Source organism: Streptomyces sp. NPDC091282 (assembly GCF_044757385.1).
Taxonomy (GTDB): Bacteria; Actinomycetota; Actinomycetes; order Streptomycetales; family Streptomycetaceae; genus Streptomyces; species Streptomyces gramineus.
In genome coordinates, this window is record NZ_JBIVUX010000002.1 from 1,163,049 (window position 1) to 1,178,859 (window position 15,811).

A 15,811-nucleotide genomic window follows, 5' to 3' on the forward strand; every position below is an offset into this window, starting at 1 on the left:
CGGTGATCGAAAAGGCCGGGAAACGGCCGATGCCGCTCGGCGGATCCGGCGCCACGGATCCGAAGGAAACCAGGGAGATTTGTAGACCTGAGCAACCGTCAACGTCAAGGGCAGACAAGGGAGTTGAGGATTCGATCAAGGGAATACGAGGCCGGAGCACAATTGACGCATATTCAGCACCCTTTTTTCACATCTGCCTTGACCCATTAAAGTAACCGCCGGTAACTTTCGGGATGGCTACTGCTGCGTAACGAGAAAGCCCTTGCGTCCGCCGGGAGTTGCGAGGAGGCGTGCGCGGCAGCCGCTGTCCGCGCCAGGACAACGTGCCACTGAAGCCCAACCCGCGTGACTGATGCATGGGAGCAGACATGGCCTCGTCCCCGGACATACCGTCCGCCGACAACACGCCGGAGAACCCGGGAAGCGGTTCTCCTTCCGACGCACCACCGAGCACCGGAGCCACCGAAGGCGAACCGAGACGGGGACGGGTCCGTGCGCGCCGGGCCGCCGTGATGGCGGTCCCGGCCACCGTGGCCCTGGCCGGCCTCGCGGTCTTCACCGCACAGGGCGTGCTGGGGGTGTCGTTCTCCATCTCCGGCATGCCCTTCACCGTCACCGCCAAGTCGCTGGACGGCACCGGCTTCGAGCAGTTCGGCGGGCTCGACAACATGATCAAGGACAGCCCGAACGAGGGCGACACCGGCGGCCAGGTGCTGATCATCACCTCCGCGATCAAGAAGGCGACCCTGGACAGCCTGTGCCAGAGCGTCGACCTCGGCGGCGTCAACCTGCTGATCAAGGCGGGCAGCGGCTCCTCGAAGGTGGAGGCGACCGACCTGACCACCGACTCGACGGAGCTGTCGGGCAACGCGTCCTTCAACAACATCGAGATCGGCAACGACGCGAGCACGCTCGACAAGGCCGGCGTCCAGGGCCCGGCGGGCGTCTTCAGCCAGCAGGCCGACACCGTGCACATCGACAACCTGCGGCAGACCAACTACGCGACCACCGCTGCCGTGTTCAAGCTTCCCGGCCTGAAACTCGGCTTCAGCGACTCGGGCTGCTGATGTCCGGCACCGGCACCGAACGTCGGGGGCGGCGAGCCGCCTTCCGCGGCTGGCGCTCCCGCCGGCCGTTCTGGGGCGGGCTGCTGCTGACCCTGGGCGGCGGGTGGATCCTGCTCACCGAGAAGGCCTCGCTGAAGGTGGTCGTCCACGTCGGCATGCAGGGCCTGGCCGGCTATCTGCTGCCGGTGGTGATGGTGATCTGCGGCCTGCTGGCCCTCTTCAACCCTTCGCAGCGGCTCTTCTACTCCATCGTCGGCATCCTGTGCTCCCTGGGCAGCTGGGTCACCTCCAACCTGGGCGGCTTCTTCATCGGCCTGGCCCTCGGGGCGGTCGGCAGCTGCATGATCTTCGGCTGGCTGCCGGACCAGGAACCGCGGGTCGGCAGGCGCAAGCGGCGCAAGCCCGAACGGGCCGCCGCGCAGGGCTTCGGCGAAGGGGCGAAGGCGGTCTGACACGGTGCGGGAGGCGGACCGGCGACCCTCGGTCCGCCTCCTTTTCCGTGTCCGGGAACACCGCGCCCCCTCGCCCCGCGCTCGGCCGCCGCCCCGCTCGCCTCCTCCGAACAGGTGACTTGGGAACTTCTTTGCCGTGGCCGCGAGTTCAGCGGGCAGCCGGGTGACGAACGGTCAGCCCGGGTGTGAGTGACGAGTGCGGCGAAGGAGCGGCGGCTTCATGGTGTTCAAACGGCTGCTGGGCGCGATCGGGGTCGGCGGCCCCTCGGTGGACACGGTGCTGGACGGCGCCGCGGTGCTGCCCGGCCACGTGCTGTCGGGGCGGGTACGGCTGAAGGGCGGCTCGGCGGCGGCGGAGGTCGAGCACATCGGGCTCGACCTGCTCGCGCGCGTCGAGGCGGAGCACGAGGAAGGGGAGAGCGAGGGCGCGGTCGTCTTCGAGCGGTTCACGGTCGGCGGCGGCTTCCGGCTCGGCCCGGAGGAGGAGCGGGAGGTCCCCTTCAGTGTTCCGCTGCCGTGGGAGACGCCGGTCACCGAGCTGTACGGACAGCCGCTCGGGATCGTGCTCGGAGTGCGCACGGAGGTCGGCGTGGCCGGCGCCCGGGACAAGGGCGACCTGGACCCGCTGACGGTGCGGCCGCTGCCCGTCCAGGAGGCGGTGCTGGAGGCCCTCGGGCAGCTGGGGTCCGGCTTCCGGTCGGCGGACCTGGAGTACGGCCGTATCGGCGGCACCGGACAGCAGCTGCCCTTCTACCAGGAGATCGAGCTGACCCCGGCTCCGCGGTACGCGCACGCGGTCCGTGAGATCGAGCTGACCTTCCTCGCCTCACCGGCCGGCCTGGAGGTGGTCCTGGAGGCGGACAAGCGCGGCGGTCCGTTCTCCTCCGGGCACGACGCGCTGACCCGGTTCACGGTCCGCCACGAGGACGCCCACTCGCTGGACTGGAACAGCGAGGTGGACGGCTGGATCCGCCAGTTGATCGCGCACCACGAGGCCTACGGCAGCCACGCGGCGTACGGCCACGGCGCGGAGCACCACGGCTACGGCGCGGACCACGACGGCCACCACCGCTCCGGACCCGGCCTCGGCACGGCGGTCGCCGCCGGTGCGGCGGGTCTCGCGGTGGGCGTGGTCGGCGGGCTGGTGGCGGCCGAGGCGGTGGACGAGATCGGCGACTTCTTCGAGGGGGACGAGGAGTAGCGGCCGGTCAGATCGCGGTGGCGGTCGGCTCGGCGGTCCTGCCCGGCTCCGGCTGCACGGGGGCCGGGGCCGGCTCCGCCGCCATCTTCACCGACGCGGGCTCGACGGGTGCGGAGGCGTCGTCCTTCTGCATCGCCTTCGCCTCGCTCTTGAGGATGCGCATCGACTTGCCCAGGGCCCGGGCGGTGTCCGGCAGCTTCCGGGAACCGAAGAGCACGATGAAGACGATCGCGACGACCAGCAGGTGCCAGGGTTCGAGTCCGTTACGGAGCATGACCGCCCCCTCCCTTTCTCACGTTGTTCGGTGCCGGCGCAGGGATGCTTCCCGCACCCGGCCGAGCGGCGACGATTGCCACATTGCGCAACTGTACAACCCTGCTCCGCGAACGGTCCCCCGGCCCGGCCGCGAGTTCGCTACGGCAGGCGCCGGTCGTGGCGTGCCCGCACCGCCCGCAGCGCCGGCGCGTACAGCGCGAGGACGGCGGCGAGCAGCAGCGGGCAGGCCGGCGGCAGCCCGGTCATGCCCAGGGCCGCGCCCAGGGGGCTCGGCGGGAGCAGCAGGCCCACGGCGGCCAGCGCGGCGGCGGCCCATCCGATGGGCCCCGGCCGGCTGCCGCCGCGCAGCAGGTACATCACCAGGGCCTGGGTGAGCAGGTTCTCGGTGAACCAGGCGGAGTGGAAGACGGCCCGGTCGTCGAGGGCGTCGGGACCGCGCAGGGCGATCGCCAGGACGCCGAAGGTGGCCAGGTCGGCGACGGCGTTGAGCACGCCGAAGCCGGTGATGAACCGCAGGAAGGCGCGCGGCCGCAGCACGGTCGGGCGGCGCAGGGCCGCCGGGCCGGGGCGGTCGTACGCGAAGGCGAGCTGGGCCGCGTCGAAGCACAGGTTCTGGGCGAGCACCTGGACCGGGAGCATCGGCAGGAAGGGCAGCAGCAGGCCGGCCAGGAGCATCGCGATGACGTTGCCGAGATTGGAGGAGAGGGTGACCCGCAGGTAGGAGGCGATGTTGGCGCTGCTGTGCCGGCCCGCGGTGACGGCGTGCCCGATCGCGCCGAGGTCCTTCTCGGCCAGCACCACGTCGGCGGTCTCGCGGGCGAGGTCCACGGCGGTGCGGGGCGCGATCCCGACGTCGGCCGCGCGCAGGGCGGGGACGTCGTTGACGCCGTCGCCGAGGAAGCCCACGGTGTGCCCGGCGGCGCGCAGCGCGGAGACGATCCGGGCCTTGTCCTTCGGGGTGCAGCGGGCGACGACGTCCGCGGTGAGGTCCGCGGGGTCGCCGGCCACGGCCACCCGTACCGCGTCCAGGCCGAGGTCCCGGCAGGCGCGGGCGGCGGTCGCGGGGTGGTCCCCGGTGAGGACGCGGACGCCGATGCCGAGACCGGTGAGACCGCGCAGGGCCTCGGCGGCGCCGGGCGCGAGGGCGTCCCGGAAGGTGACCAGGCCCCGGAAGACCAGACCCCGCTCGTCGGCGGCCGTGTAGGGGCGGGTGCGGGCGGGCCGCTTGGCGGTCGCGACGGCGAGGACCCGCAGCCCGGCGCCGGCCTCGCGGGCGGCGAGGGCGAGCAGGCGTTCGCGGGCGGCGGGGTCGAGGTCGCAGTGGGCCAGTACGTCCTCGGCGGCGCCCTTGGTGACCAGGACGTGGGTGCCCAGGCCGCCGGCGACGACGGCGGTGGCGGTGCGCCGCGCGGGGTCGAAGGGGACCGCCCCGACGCCGTCGTACTCCTCGCCCACCGCTCCGGCCGCGGCGAGCAGCGCCTCGTCCAGGGCGTCCGGGGCGGGCAGTTCGGCGAGCTGGAGGGTCCACCAGGCGCCGACGGCCGCCCAGCGCAGCACGTCCGGGTCGGCGTGCCCGTCGCGGCCGAGCGCGCTGTCGACGACGGGCCGGTCCTGGGTGAGGGTGCCGGTCTTGTCGAGGCAGAGGACGTCGACCGCGCCGAGGTCGTGGAGGGCGGGCAGCCGCCGTACGACGACCCGGTGGGCGCGGGCGAGCAGGGCGGCGGCCCGGGCCAGGCAGGTGGTGACGATCACCGGGAGCATCTCGGGGGTGAGCCCGACGGCGACCGCGACGGCGAACGGCAGGGTCTCAAGGCCCCGGCCGCGCAGCGCGGCGTTGGCCATGAGGACCAGCGGCGGGGTGAGCAGCATGAAGCGGATCAGCACCCAGGAGATGCCGTGCACCGACCGGTCGAAGGCGCTCGCCTCCCGCCGTCCTTCGGCCGTGTGCTGCGCGGCGGCGAACCGGGTCCGCTCCCCCGTCGCCACGACCACCGCCGTGGCACTGCCCGAGGCGACCCCGCTGCCTTGGAAGCAGAGGTGCGGCTCATCGAAGGGGTCCGCGCCGGGCGGGACGTCCGCGCCGGGGATCTCGGCGGCGGCCTTGGCCACGGGCGCCGACTCGCCGGTGAGCACGGCCTGGTGCACGGTCAGCCCGCGGGCGCGCAGCAGCCGTACGTCGGCCGGGACCAGGTCGCCGGGGCCGAGCCGTACGACGTCGCCCGGCACCAGGTCGGCGACCGGGATCTCACGGGCCCGCGGTGCGGCGTCCGCTCCGGCGCGGCGCAGCACGGTGGCGGTGCCGGCGACCAGTTCGCGCAGGGCGGCCAGCGAGCGGTCGGCGCGGTGTTCGCCGGCGGCCCGCAGCCCGCAGCTGACGGCGACCAGGGCGAGGATGACCACGGCCGTGCCCCAGGAGGCGACGAGGGCGGAGACCAGGCCGAGGGTGAGCAGGACGGCGGTGAAGGGGTCGCGCAGGGCGCGGGCGCAGCGCAGCGGCCAGGAGGCGGTGTGCGGGGCGGGCGGGACGTTCTCGCCGGTGCCGGCGAGCCGGGCCGCGGCCTCGGCCTCGGTCAGCCCGCGCGGTCCCGTCGCAAGCCCGCGCAGCACCTGCAGTGCGGTGGCGGCCGCACCCTCAGAGGCCATGGAGGCGGGGTGCGGGGAGTTCGGCGGCGGCGGTGCGGGCGGTCAGGCGGCCGACCAGGAGGCGGACGACGTCGACCACGTCCGGGTCGTCGACCAGGTACACCTGGCGGCGGCCCTCCCGTCGGGAGCGGACCAGTCCGGCCAGTTTCAGCTTGGTGAGGTGCTGGCTGACGGCGGGCAGCGCGCCGCCGACCCGCTCGGCGAGGCCGGTGACGTCGCTCTCGCCCTGGGCCAGCGCCCAGACGATGTGCAGCCGGGCGGGCGAGGCGAGCAGTCCGAAGGCGGCGGCGGCCTCGGTGAGCACGTCCGTGGAGGGGTCGTCATGGCCGCTGCCGGCGGGGGCGTGCGCCACTGTCGTACTCCTCCTGTCCACCGCGTCGAGGGGATCCGTACCGGATCGGAGGGAACAGTCTAGGACGCGGGAACTTCCGGGTGGCCGCGTCAGTTTCTACGTTGTTGTAGAAGCAAATTCCTGACAAGCAGGACTCTTGGCAGGCACGTACCGACCGAGGAGTGAGTGCGCATGGCTCTGTGGGACCGCATCAAGGACTCCGCGACGCAGATGCAGACCCAGCTCGTGGCGAAGAAGAACGACTTGAAGAGCGGTGCCTTCCGCGACGCGAGCATGGCGATGTGCGCGCTCGTGGCGGCCGCCGACGGCACCGTCGATCCGTCGGAGCGGCAGCGGGTCGCCCAGCTCATCGCGACCAACGAGGTGTTGCAGAACTTCCCGGCGGACGACCTGCGCCGGCGTTTCGAGGAGAACCTGGACAAGCTGACCGCCGACTTCGCCTTCGGCAAGGTGAGCGTGCTGCAGGAGGTCGCCAAGGCGAAGAAGAAGCCCGCCGAGGCGCGTGCGGTGATCCAGATCGGCATCGTGATCGGCGGCGCGGACGGCGACTTCGACAAGACCGAGCAGGCCGTGGTCCGCGAGGCCTGCTTCACGCTCGACCTGCCGCCGCACGAGTTCGACCTCTGACCGTTGTCCGCCCGGCCAACGGCACAGGGGCCCGCGGGTCCCTGTGCCGTTGGCGCCGCCCGGCGGTCACCGGGCGCGGGTCAGCCGGTGAGGCCGACCTTCTTCAGCCAGGCCTGGGCCACCTCCAGCGGGTCCTTGTTGCCGGAGCTGACCTGGGTGTCGAGGTCCAGCAGGGCCGCGGTGTCGAGCTTGGCGGAGACCGCGTTGAGAGCGTCGGTGGCCGTCTGGTTCAGGGCGCTCTTGTAGACCAGGGGCTGGACGTTCTCGAACCCGAAGAGGTTCTCGGGGTCCTGGAGGACGACGAACTTCTCCTTGGTGATGGTCGGGTCCGTGCTGAAGATGTCGCCGGCCTGGACCGCGTTCTTCTTCAGGGCGGCCTGGGTGAGCGCGCCGCCCGCGTCGAGGGCCTTGAAGGACTTGAACTCCAGGCCGTACACGGACTTGAGGCCGACCAGACCCTGCTGGCGGGTCTGGAACTCCGGCGAGGCGCCGATGACCAGGTCCTTGGCGATGTCCTTGAGGTCGCCGATGGAGGACTTCTCGGTGAGCTTGTACTTGGCGGCGGTCGTCGCGTTGAGCGTCACCGTGTCCTTGTCCTGCGCCTCCGCCGGGTCGAGCAGCGTCAGCTTGGAGTCCAGCTTGGCCTCGATCGCCTTGGTGGTCTCCTCGATGGTCTTCGGGGTGGCCTTGGGGTCGAGGTAGGCGAGCAGGGCGCCGTTGTACTCGGGCAGGACCGAGATCGAGCCGTTCTTGAGCAGACCGTAGGTGGTCTCACGGCTGCCGATGTTCGGCTTGTAGGTGACCTTGACGCCCTTGGCCTTCAGCGCCTCGCCGTAGATGTCGGCGATCAGGGTGCTCTCGGCGAAGTTGTTCGAACCGACGACCACGCTGTCGCCGCCGGCCTTGCTGTCGGACAGCGGGTCGGACTTGCTGTCGTCGGAGGAGGAACAGCCCGCCAGCAGGGCCGTCGCCGCGGCGAGCGCGACGGCCGCCGCACCTCGGTATGTCCGGATTGACCTGCTGGGAAGGGTGTTGGAAGTCACGGTTGCCGTTTCCGGGAGCTGTGGACAGAAGGGTGGGGGTGTTGCTGGACACCACGCGGGACCGCTGCGCACCACACGGGTTTGCTGCGCACCACATGGCGCTCTTGCGAACCAATCCACACGATCCAATCCAGCCGGTTCTCGATGAGTCAAGTGTCTCCGGGTCACCGATTGGCTTCGATCCGTGCCCACTTGTGGACGCAGAGCGGTCTCTTTGTAACGGATTCTTGATAAAGAGCAAGCGGAATCGAGCTTCAAGAACGCTGTAGTCTCACGGCAGTTGATATCGGTCACAGCGGTGCACGGGGCCCGCTACTCGGTGTCGTTCCGCAGCAGCTCGGGGTGAAGACGCCCCCACAGTCGAGACACCTTCATGAAGGAGGCCCGGTGTCCACGAACCAGGTGGACGCGACCGTCCGGCCCGCCCAGGAGCGCGGCGGGATACGGGGTTTCGCCGACCGTTGGCCCTTCCGGCGCAAGCTCAACCTGCTGGTCGGTGTGCCGCTCGCCGTCATCACGGTACTGCTCGCCTACGTCTTCACCGACCTGGTGCGGCAGTCCGCCAGCGCGGACGACGCGGCACGGCTGGTGCGGGACTCCACCCAGGTGGCCCGGCTGGTGGGCAAGGTGGAGGCGGAGCACCAGCAGGCGATCCTGCTCTCCGCGCGCTACGAGTCCGGCGACAGCAAGCCCTCCTCGGTGGAGTACCGCGCGGCCCAGCACGCGGTGACCGCCCAGCTCCGCGCGGTCCGCGACGCCTTCGGCGACCGGCTGCCGGACACCGAGGCGGACGCGCTGCGGCAGGTCGAGGGCCTGACCAGCCTGCGCGAGACCGTCGAGCAGTCCTACCTGCCCGCGGACAACATCGACCCGGCGTACTCCAGCGCGGCCGACGACCTGATCGACGGCCTCGGTCTGGACCGCAACGCCGACCTCGCCGCCACCTTCACCGGCAACCTGCTCGACTCGCTGCTGCGCGCGGACGCCGCCCACGGCGCCTTCGAGACCAACGTCCTCGCCGCCACCACCGGCGACACCAACGCGCTGATCGAGCTCACCAGCGCCGTCGGTGCCTACGACCTCTACCAGCACCAGGCCGAGCGCTTCGCCCGGTTCGCCACCGAGGGGCAGGCGGCCCAGCTGGCCTCGATCGAACACACCAAGGCCCAGGCGCAGATCGCCCAGTCCTTCGCCGAACTGCAGATCGACCCGAGCCGGCTGCAGGCCGGCAGCCAGGAGGACATCCGCAGGGCGGTCTCGCAGGCGCTCACCGCCTACCCGTACTACCTGCAGCAGGCCCCGGCCCGGCTGAACATCACCGCCTCGCTCATCGGCCAGATCGCCGACCGGGCCGACTCCTCCGCCGACTCGGCCAAGACGCGCGCCATCTACCTGCTGACCGGCACCCTGTTCGGCTTCGTCCTGTGGATCGCGCTGGCCGCGCTGGTGCGCCGCTCGGTGATCCGCCCGGTGCAGGCCCTGACCGGGGTCGCGCACGAGGTCGCCGAGGTGGCGGGCCGCGAACTCGCCCGGGTCGCCGACGACGACGCCGAGGACGCCGGGCCGCCCCGGCTGCGGGACATGCCGGTCACCGCCCGCGACGAGATCGGTGACCTGGCCGACGCCTTCAACCAGGTGCAGACCACGGCCGCCGCGCTCCTGGAACGCCAGGTGCTCAGCCGCCGCAACACCGCCGAGATGTTCGGCAACGTCGGCCGCCGCGTCAGCAACCTGACCACGCGCCAGCTGGCCTTCATCGACGCGGTGGAACGCGCCGAGACCGACCCGGCGCTGCTGGAACGCCTCTACTCCATCGACCACATCGCCGTCCGCCTGCGCCGCAACGCCGACAGCCTGATGCTGCTGGCCGGCATCCGCGAGACGGTGCTGTCCTCGGGGCCCACCCCGCTGTCCAACGTGGTCCGGGCCGCGCTCGGCCAGATCGAGGGCTATCAGCGGGTACGGCTGTACGCCGGCACCGAGGCGATGATCGAGCCGGACATCATCGGCGACCTCACCCTGATGGTGGCCGAACTCCTGGAGAACGCGGTGTCGTTCTCGCCGGAGGGCAGCCCCGTCGAGGTGACCGTCCGCACCGGTGAGAGGGGCGCCCACGTCGTCGTCACCGACCACGGCCTGGGCATGAGCGCCGAGCGGCTGGCCGAGGAGAACGCCCGGCTGATCCGCCGCGAACGCCTCGACCTGATGCCGACCAAGGTGCTCGGCCTGTTCGTGGTGGGTGCGCTGGCCCGGCGCTGGGAGATCGGCGTCGAGCTGACCCGGACCCCGGGCGGCGGCGTCACCGCCGAAGTCACCCTGCCGTCGCGGCTGCTGCTGACGATGAGCGCGGTGGCCGACACCTCCGGCACCCCGCTCGCCGTCGAGGCGGCGACGGCGACGGCGACGGCGACGGCGACGGCCGAGCCGACCGGGCCCACCGCCGCCGCCTCCGTACCGGCCGCCGCCGAGCCCGAGAGCCTCCTGCCGCGCCGGGTGCCGCGCCGCGAGCCCACGGCACAGGACGCACCGCCCGCGCCGGTCCCGGCCGCCCGCTCCGGTGAGCCCGCGGCCGACTCGCCCGACGGGTCGCGACCGCTGCGCCGCCGGGTGCGCGGCGCGACCCTGCGCACCACCGCGGGGGCCGCCCAGGCCCTCGCCCAGCAGCCGCGCAACCGCGACGCCGACGCCGAGCGGGACGCGCTGGAGGAGTTCGAGGCGGCGGTGGAGCGCGCCCGGCGCGAGAGCGACACCGCAAGCCACGAGCGGCCCGCGCCGCCCGAGACCAACCCGCCGCACCACCAGATCCACCTTCCGGAAGGAGCCGAGCAGTGAGCACGTCGACAGGTGACACCCCGACGGGCGGCGCCGCCACGCCGACCGACCTGCAGGCGGCCGCAGCCGACTTCACCTGGCTGCTGAACCGCTTCGCGACCGAGACAGCCGGAGTGGTGGACGCGATCGCCGTGTCCTCCGACGGCCTGCTGATCGCGGTGTCGGAGCTGCGCGAGCGCGCGCACTCCGAACGCCTCGCCGCGATCGTCTCCGGCATCACCAGCCTGGCCGCCGGAGCCTCCGGCAACTACGGGCTGGGCGGCCTCAACAAGGTCATCATCGACCTGGAGGGCGGCCACGTCATCGTCTCCGCGATCGGCAGCGGTGCCGTGCTGGGCGTCGTCGCCGACAACGAGGCCAAGCTCGGCAACATCGCCTACGAGATGACCCTGTTCGCCAACCGCGCCGGTGCCGCGCTCAGTCCGCAGCTGGTCCTGGAGCTGAAGAACAGCGTCGGCGTCCCACAGACGCGCTGACCGGCGGAGCCGGTCGAGAGAGGAAGACACAGCCATGGCGGACGGCTTCCCGCCCCCGGGCCCGGACCCGGTAGGCCCGGCCCCCGCCGTACGGCCGTTCCTGGTCACCGCCGGCCGGGTGGCGGACAGCGCCTCCGGACCGGCGATGCCCGTCGAGACCCAGGTGGTGGCGACCACCGCGGGACTCGACGCGCTCGCCCGGCTCTCCTTCGAGCAGCACGACATCATCGCGGCGTGCCGGCTTCCGCAGTCGCTCGCGGAACTGGCGGCACGGCTGCGGCTGCACCTGAACGTGGTCCGGGTGCTCGCCGAAGACCTGCGTGAGGCCGGGCAGCTGACCGTGCACGTGCCCGACTTCGAAGCCACCCACGACTCGTCCGTCCTGCGCAGGGTTATCGACGGCCTGCGGGCCATCCCAGACTCCCGAGGGGTACTCCGTGACACCGACTGACTCGCTGACCCGGGGCACCGGGCGTACGGCCGTACGGCCGCCGCTGCCGGTGAAGATGGTCATCGCGGGCGGTTTCGGCGTGGGCAAGACCACCGCCGTGGGCTCGATCTCGGAGATCGAGCCGCTGACCACCGAGGCGTCGATCACCGAGGTCGCGGCGGGCGTGGACGACCTGTCGCTCACCCCGCGCAAGACGACGACCACCGTGGCGATGGACTTCGGCTGCATCACCATCGACCCGACCCTGAAGCTGTACCTGTTCGGCACACCCGGGCAGGAACGGTTCGGCTTCATGTGGGACGACATCGTCGAGGGCGCGCTCGGCGGGCTGGTGATCGTGGACACGCGACGGCTCGACGACTGCTACGCGGCCGTCGACTACTTCGAGCACCGCGGGATTCCGTTCGCCATCGCCCTCAACGCGTTCGACGGGCGGGTGGAGCACACGCTGGACGAGGTCCGGTGGGCGCTGGACGTCGCCGACGGGACGCCGGTGGTCGTCTTCGACGCCCGGGAACGGGGTTCGGTGCGGGACGCGCTGCTCGTCGTGCTGGAACTGGCGCTGGCGCGCCGCGAGGGGTAGTGCGGCGCGGGGGGGTGGGGAACTGCGGACCGTGCGTCGGTCGCGCAGTTCCCCGCGCCCCCTTCGGGGCGCTAGCTCCTGCGTACGCCCGGTGAGACCGTCAGGCGCTGGATCGCCCAGAAGATGCCGAGCGTGGCCAGGGCCATCGCCGCGACCAAGGTCGCTCCGCCCACGACCTTCTCGTAGTTCTTCTGGTAGAGGCCGTCGATGATGTAGCGGCCGAGGCCGCCCAGGCTGACGTAGGCGGCGATGGTGGCCGTCGAGACGATCTGGATGGTCGCCGAGCGCAGGCCGCTGAGGATCAGCGGCAGAGCGACCGGGAGTTCGACCTGGAAGAGCACGCGCGCCTCCGGCATGCCCATGCCGCGTGCGGCGTCCACCGGGGACGGGTCGACCGAGCGCATCGCCTCGTACGTGGTGACCAGGATCGGCGGTACGGCGAGGATCACCAGCGGGACCATCACCGGCAGCATGCCGAAGCCGAGCCAGATGAACATCAGGACCAGCAGGCCGAAGCTGGGCAGGGCCCGGCCGGCCGTGGCGATCAGGGCGAGGGCGTTGCCGCCGCGCCCGTAGTGACCGGTGACCAGGCCGACGGGCAGGCCGATGACGGCCGCGTAGGCGAGCGCCTCCAGCGAGTACTGGACGTGCTCCCACAGCCGGGTGGGGATGCCGTCGTAGCCGTGCCAGTGCGAACTGTCGCTGAAGAAGGCGTGGATGAAGCTGAGGACGTTCACCGGGTGCTCTCCTTCGGCATCCAGGGAGTCAGCACACGGCGCACCACGACCAGGAGGGCGTCCGCCAGGATCGCCAGCACGGCCGTCGTCACCACGGAGTTCACCGCCAGTTCGGGGCGGTGGTAGAGGTTCGCGTCGTTCAGGAGGTTGCCGAGGCCGCCCTGGTTGCCGATCAGCATGCCGACGCTGACCAGGGAGATGCTGGAGACGGTGGCCACCCGCAGGCCCGCGATGATGGCGGGGACGGCGATCGGCAGCTGCACCTGGAAGTACCGGCGTACCGGCCCCAGGCCCATCGCGGTGGCGGCGGCCAGGGTCTCGGCGGGGACCGAGCGGACGCCGTCCACGATCGCCGGGACGAGCACCACCAGGCTGTACACCGCGAGCGGGATCATCACCGTGGTCTCGGTCTGGCCGGTGTAGTCGATGAGGACGACGAAGAAGGCCAGGGACGGGATGGCGTACAGGATCGTGGTCACGCCGAGGACCGGCGGGTACAGCCAGCGGAAGCGCACGCAGAGCTGGGCGATCGGCAGGGACACCAGCAGGCCGGCCAGCACCGGGACGAGGGCCTCGCGCAGGTGCAGGCCGATCAGCCCGAAGTAGGTGTTCTGGAGGTCGCTGGGTATGTCGAAGAAGCCGCTCATCCGGCGGCCTTCGCGTCGTCGCGGCCCTCGGCGTGGGCGGCCCGGATCGCGGCACCGATGACCTGCTGGGAGACGACGCCGACCGCGCGTCCCTCGCCGTCGACGGCCACCGCCCAGCCGGTCGGCGAGAGCACCGAGCCGTCGAGCGCGGCGCGCAGCGAGTCCCGGCCGGGCTGGAACGGCCGACCGTAGGACAGCAGTCGCGCGGGGTCGATCGAGCCGGCGGTCAGGGTACGGGGCTCGCCCCAGCCGAGCGGCCTGCCGTCCAGGTCCGTGACGAGGAGGTAGGGCGCGTCCGGCGAGGTGCGGGCGTCGAGCTTGGTGGCGTCGGCGTCGACCGGGACGATCGGGGCCCGCTGCAGCTCCAGCTCCGCGGACGGGAAGAAGGACAGCCTGCGGATGCCCCGGTCGGCGCCGAGGAAGTCCTCGACGAACGCGTCGGCGGGGTCGGTGAGCAGTTCGGCGGGCGGCGCGAACTGGGCGAGGTGGCCGCCGGTGCGCATCACGGCGACGGTCGTGCCGAGCTTGATCGCCTCGTCGATGTCATGGGTGACGAAGACGATGGTCTTGCCCAACTCGCCCTGGATGCGCAGCAGTTCGTCCTGGAGACCCTTGCGGACCACCGGGTCCACGGCGGAGAACGGCTCGTCCATCAGCAGCACGGGCGGGTCGGCGGCGAGCGCCCGGGCCACGCCGACGCGCTGCTGCTGGCCGCCGGAGAGCTGGTAGGGGTAGCGCTTGGCGAGGGCCGGGTCCAGGCCCACCCGCTCCATCAGCTCGGCGGCGCGGGCGCGCGCCTTCTGCTTGCTCCAGCCCAGCAGCCGGGGCACGGTGGCGATGTTGTCGGCGATCGTGCGGTGCTGGAAGAGACCGGCGTTCTGGATCACGTAACCCATCGACCGGCGCAGGGTGTTGACCGGCTGCGCCTGGATGTCGGCGCCGTCGAGGAGGATCCGGCCCTCGCTGGGTTCGATCATCCGGTTGATCATGCGCAGGGTCGTCGTCTTGCCGCAGCCGGACGGGCCGACGAAGACGGTGATCGAGCGATCCGGTATCTCCAGGGAGAGTCGGTCGACGGCGACCGTACCGTCCGGGTACCGCTTGGTGACTGAATCTATCCGTATCAAAACGCCGAATGCCCTTCGGGTTTGGCTGAGGCTGCCCGGTTTCGACCACGGTCGCCGTGGCGCAGGTCGTTGCGGGGAGAGTCTAGACCGCAAGTGTTTCAGCACTTTGGCGGCCGACCCGTCGTCCTCACTCTGTGACCTGCCGTCGGTTTTTGGACCGCGCCGGGCGCGCGGGGCTCAGGCGGCGGCCGGGAAGCCCGCGGTCCGCAGCACCTGCCGATCGGCGTCCACGGCGAAGACCTCGCAGCCGGGGCGGGCGGCGGCCCAGCCGACGCCGTCGGCGCCCATCGCGAAGGCGGCCGTGGCCACGGCGTCCGCCTCGGTCAGCGTGGGCGCCACGACCGTCAGGCTGAGCAGTGCGGTCGCCGGGCGGCCCGTGCGGCCGTCGACGATGTGGTCGCCGCGCTCGTAGCGGGCGGAGGTGGCCGCCGCCCCGTCGGTGAGTTCGAGGACCGCGCACAGCCGGCCGGCCCGCTCGGGATGCCGTACCCCGACACGCCAGGGACCGCCCGAGGCGACCACGTCGCCGCCCGCGTTCAGCACGAACCGCCGTGCCCCGGCCGCCGCCAGCAGGTCCGCCGCCCGCTGCACCGACCAGCCCTTGACCACCCCGCAGGGATCCAGGCCGCGGCCCGGCAGCCGTGCGTCGAACGCGCCGCCGCTCGCCCGCCGGTACTCCTCGCACAGCGCGAGCACCTCGGCGAGGTCCGGGCTCACCTCGGTCCGGGAGAGCGCGCCCCGGTCGAGCCGGCGGACCTCGCTGTCCGGCTCGAACGGGCTGAACCGTTCGTCCACCGCGCGCAGCCAGGCGAACACGGCGTCCGCCGCGCCCGCCGGGACGTCCCGGTCGTCGACGCGCAGCGAGACGGGGAAGCCCATGACGTGTTCGACCCGGCGCACGGTCAGCCCTTCGCGTCGATGGCGGCCTGCAGGGACTCCCGGTAGCCGTCGCTGGTGACCGTCGCGCCCGACACGGTGTCGACGTCCGCGCTCTGCGCCTTCAGCGTCTCCGCGATCAGGACCGGTACGGCCGCCGTGGTCTGCGGGTGGTCGGGCTGCCGGAGCATCGTGACCGCGGTGATCCGGTCGCCGTCGAAGGTCGCCCGGACCTGGACGGGTCCCTTCTCGGTGTCGACCGTCGTGCCCTTGACGACGGTGCCGGTGGCGGCCGCGGAGTCCGGCGCGGGCCGGGCCGCGGAGACCGTGGTGCCGCCCGCGGACGGCTCGTAGCGCCAGACGGGGACCAGGCCCGCGATGCTGAGGGCGACGACGGGTATGGCTCGCTTCACAGGTGTCC

At 72.1% G+C, this 15,811-nt stretch carries 17 protein-coding genes; 8 read left to right on the forward strand and 9 right to left on the reverse strand.

Annotated elements, in window-relative coordinates:
• The first annotated feature begins 368 nt into the window (after positions 1-368).
• The 3 genes from ACIQOE_RS12275 (at position 369) to ACIQOE_RS12285 (ending at position 2,720) form a co-directional block, all read left to right on the forward strand.
• Positions 369-1,067, forward strand: a complete 699-nt coding sequence (locus ACIQOE_RS12275; RefSeq protein ID WP_365576729.1) for a DUF6230 family protein — start codon at positions 369-371, stop codon at positions 1,065-1,067.
• Positions 1,067-1,519 carry a DUF6114 domain-containing protein gene (locus tag ACIQOE_RS12280; RefSeq protein ID WP_401411243.1) on the forward strand — a complete coding sequence of 151 codons (453 nt, stop codon included), beginning with the start codon at positions 1,067-1,069 and terminating at the stop codon, positions 1,517-1,519. The genes ACIQOE_RS12275 and ACIQOE_RS12280 overlap by 1 nt, the downstream gene beginning before the upstream one ends.
• 220 nt (positions 1,520-1,739) lie before the next feature.
• On the forward strand, positions 1,740-2,720 hold the full coding sequence (locus tag ACIQOE_RS12285; protein WP_401411245.1) for a sporulation protein: 981 nt from the start codon (positions 1,740-1,742) through the stop codon (positions 2,718-2,720).
• A gap of 7 nt (positions 2,721-2,727) precedes the next feature.
• Here ACIQOE_RS12285 and tatA read toward each other — a convergent pair whose 3' ends face one another.
• From tatA to ACIQOE_RS12300, 3 genes are all read right to left on the reverse strand, one after another.
• Complete coding sequence (tatA, locus tag ACIQOE_RS12290; protein WP_362648132.1) at positions 2,728-2,994, reverse strand: Sec-independent protein translocase subunit TatA; 267 nt, start codon at positions 2,992-2,994, stop codon at positions 2,728-2,730.
• 140 nt (positions 2,995-3,134) lie between these two features.
• Positions 3,135-5,639, reverse strand: coding sequence for a magnesium-translocating P-type ATPase (gene mgtA, locus ACIQOE_RS12295; protein ID WP_401411248.1), 2,505 nt, complete (start codon positions 5,637-5,639; stop codon positions 3,135-3,137).
• Entirely contained in the window at positions 5,629-5,991 is a 363-nt protein-coding gene (locus tag ACIQOE_RS12300) for a metalloregulator ArsR/SmtB family transcription factor (protein ID WP_362648127.1), read from the reverse strand. The genes mgtA and ACIQOE_RS12300 overlap by 11 nt, the downstream gene beginning before the upstream one ends.
• Positions 5,992-6,162: 171 nt before the next feature.
• Between ACIQOE_RS12300 and ACIQOE_RS12305 the strand changes: the two genes are divergently transcribed.
• Complete coding sequence (locus ACIQOE_RS12305; RefSeq protein ID WP_351326000.1) at positions 6,163-6,618, forward strand: TerB family tellurite resistance protein; 456 nt, start codon at positions 6,163-6,165, stop codon at positions 6,616-6,618.
• 80 nt (positions 6,619-6,698) lie between these two features.
• Here ACIQOE_RS12305 and ACIQOE_RS12310 read toward each other — a convergent pair whose 3' ends face one another.
• Positions 6,699-7,661 (reverse strand): ABC transporter substrate-binding protein, encoded by a 963-nt coding sequence (locus ACIQOE_RS12310; RefSeq protein WP_401411251.1) that lies wholly within the window; start codon positions 7,659-7,661, stop codon positions 6,699-6,701.
• Between the two features lie 387 nt (positions 7,662-8,048).
• On the opposite strand from ACIQOE_RS12310, the gene ACIQOE_RS12315 reads away from it, so the two are divergent.
• Genes ACIQOE_RS12315 through ACIQOE_RS12330 form a run of 4 tightly spaced genes read left to right on the forward strand, consistent with a single transcriptional unit; the run spans position 8,049 to position 12,003 of the window.
• Positions 8,049-10,493: an ATP-binding protein gene (locus tag ACIQOE_RS12315; protein ID WP_401411253.1), complete on the forward strand. Its 2,445-nt coding sequence runs from the start codon at positions 8,049-8,051 to the stop codon at positions 10,491-10,493.
• On the forward strand, positions 10,490-10,969 hold the full coding sequence (locus ACIQOE_RS12320) for a roadblock/LC7 domain-containing protein (RefSeq protein ID WP_351325995.1): 480 nt from the start codon (positions 10,490-10,492) through the stop codon (positions 10,967-10,969). The genes ACIQOE_RS12315 and ACIQOE_RS12320 overlap by 4 nt, the downstream gene beginning before the upstream one ends.
• 34 nt (positions 10,970-11,003) lie before the next feature.
• Positions 11,004-11,420: a DUF742 domain-containing protein gene (locus ACIQOE_RS12325; RefSeq protein ID WP_351325994.1), complete on the forward strand. Its 417-nt coding sequence runs from the start codon at positions 11,004-11,006 to the stop codon at positions 11,418-11,420.
• The gene (locus ACIQOE_RS12330) at positions 11,407-12,003 is read left to right on the forward strand and encodes an ATP/GTP-binding protein (protein WP_351325992.1); all 597 of its coding nucleotides are present in this window, start codon (positions 11,407-11,409) and stop codon (positions 12,001-12,003) included. The genes ACIQOE_RS12325 and ACIQOE_RS12330 overlap by 14 nt, the downstream gene beginning before the upstream one ends.
• Positions 12,004-12,074: 71 nt before the next feature.
• On the opposite strand, the gene ACIQOE_RS12335 is transcribed toward ACIQOE_RS12330, so the two are convergent.
• The 5 genes from ACIQOE_RS12335 to ACIQOE_RS12355 form a co-directional block, all read right to left on the reverse strand.
• Positions 12,075-12,740, reverse strand: a complete 666-nt coding sequence (locus ACIQOE_RS12335; RefSeq protein ID WP_351325991.1) for an ABC transporter permease — start codon at positions 12,738-12,740, stop codon at positions 12,075-12,077.
• A complete protein-coding gene (locus ACIQOE_RS12340) occupies positions 12,737-13,387 on the reverse strand; it encodes an ABC transporter permease (protein WP_351325989.1) in 651 nt (216 codons plus the stop codon). Before ACIQOE_RS12340 ends, ACIQOE_RS12335 begins: the two co-directional genes overlap by 4 nt.
• Entirely contained in the window at positions 13,384-14,514 is a 1,131-nt protein-coding gene (locus tag ACIQOE_RS12345; RefSeq protein ID WP_365562752.1) for an ABC transporter ATP-binding protein, read from the reverse strand. The genes ACIQOE_RS12340 and ACIQOE_RS12345 overlap by 4 nt, the downstream gene beginning before the upstream one ends.
• Positions 14,515-14,691: 177 nt before the next feature.
• Positions 14,692-15,414: an FAD:protein FMN transferase gene (locus ACIQOE_RS12350; protein WP_365576736.1), complete on the reverse strand. Its 723-nt coding sequence runs from the start codon at positions 15,412-15,414 to the stop codon at positions 14,692-14,694.
• Between the two features lie 2 nt (positions 15,415-15,416).
• Positions 15,417-15,803, reverse strand: coding sequence for an FMN-binding protein (locus ACIQOE_RS12355; RefSeq protein WP_365576738.1), 387 nt, complete (start codon positions 15,801-15,803; stop codon positions 15,417-15,419).
• Between the last annotated feature and the right edge of the window lie 8 nt (positions 15,804-15,811).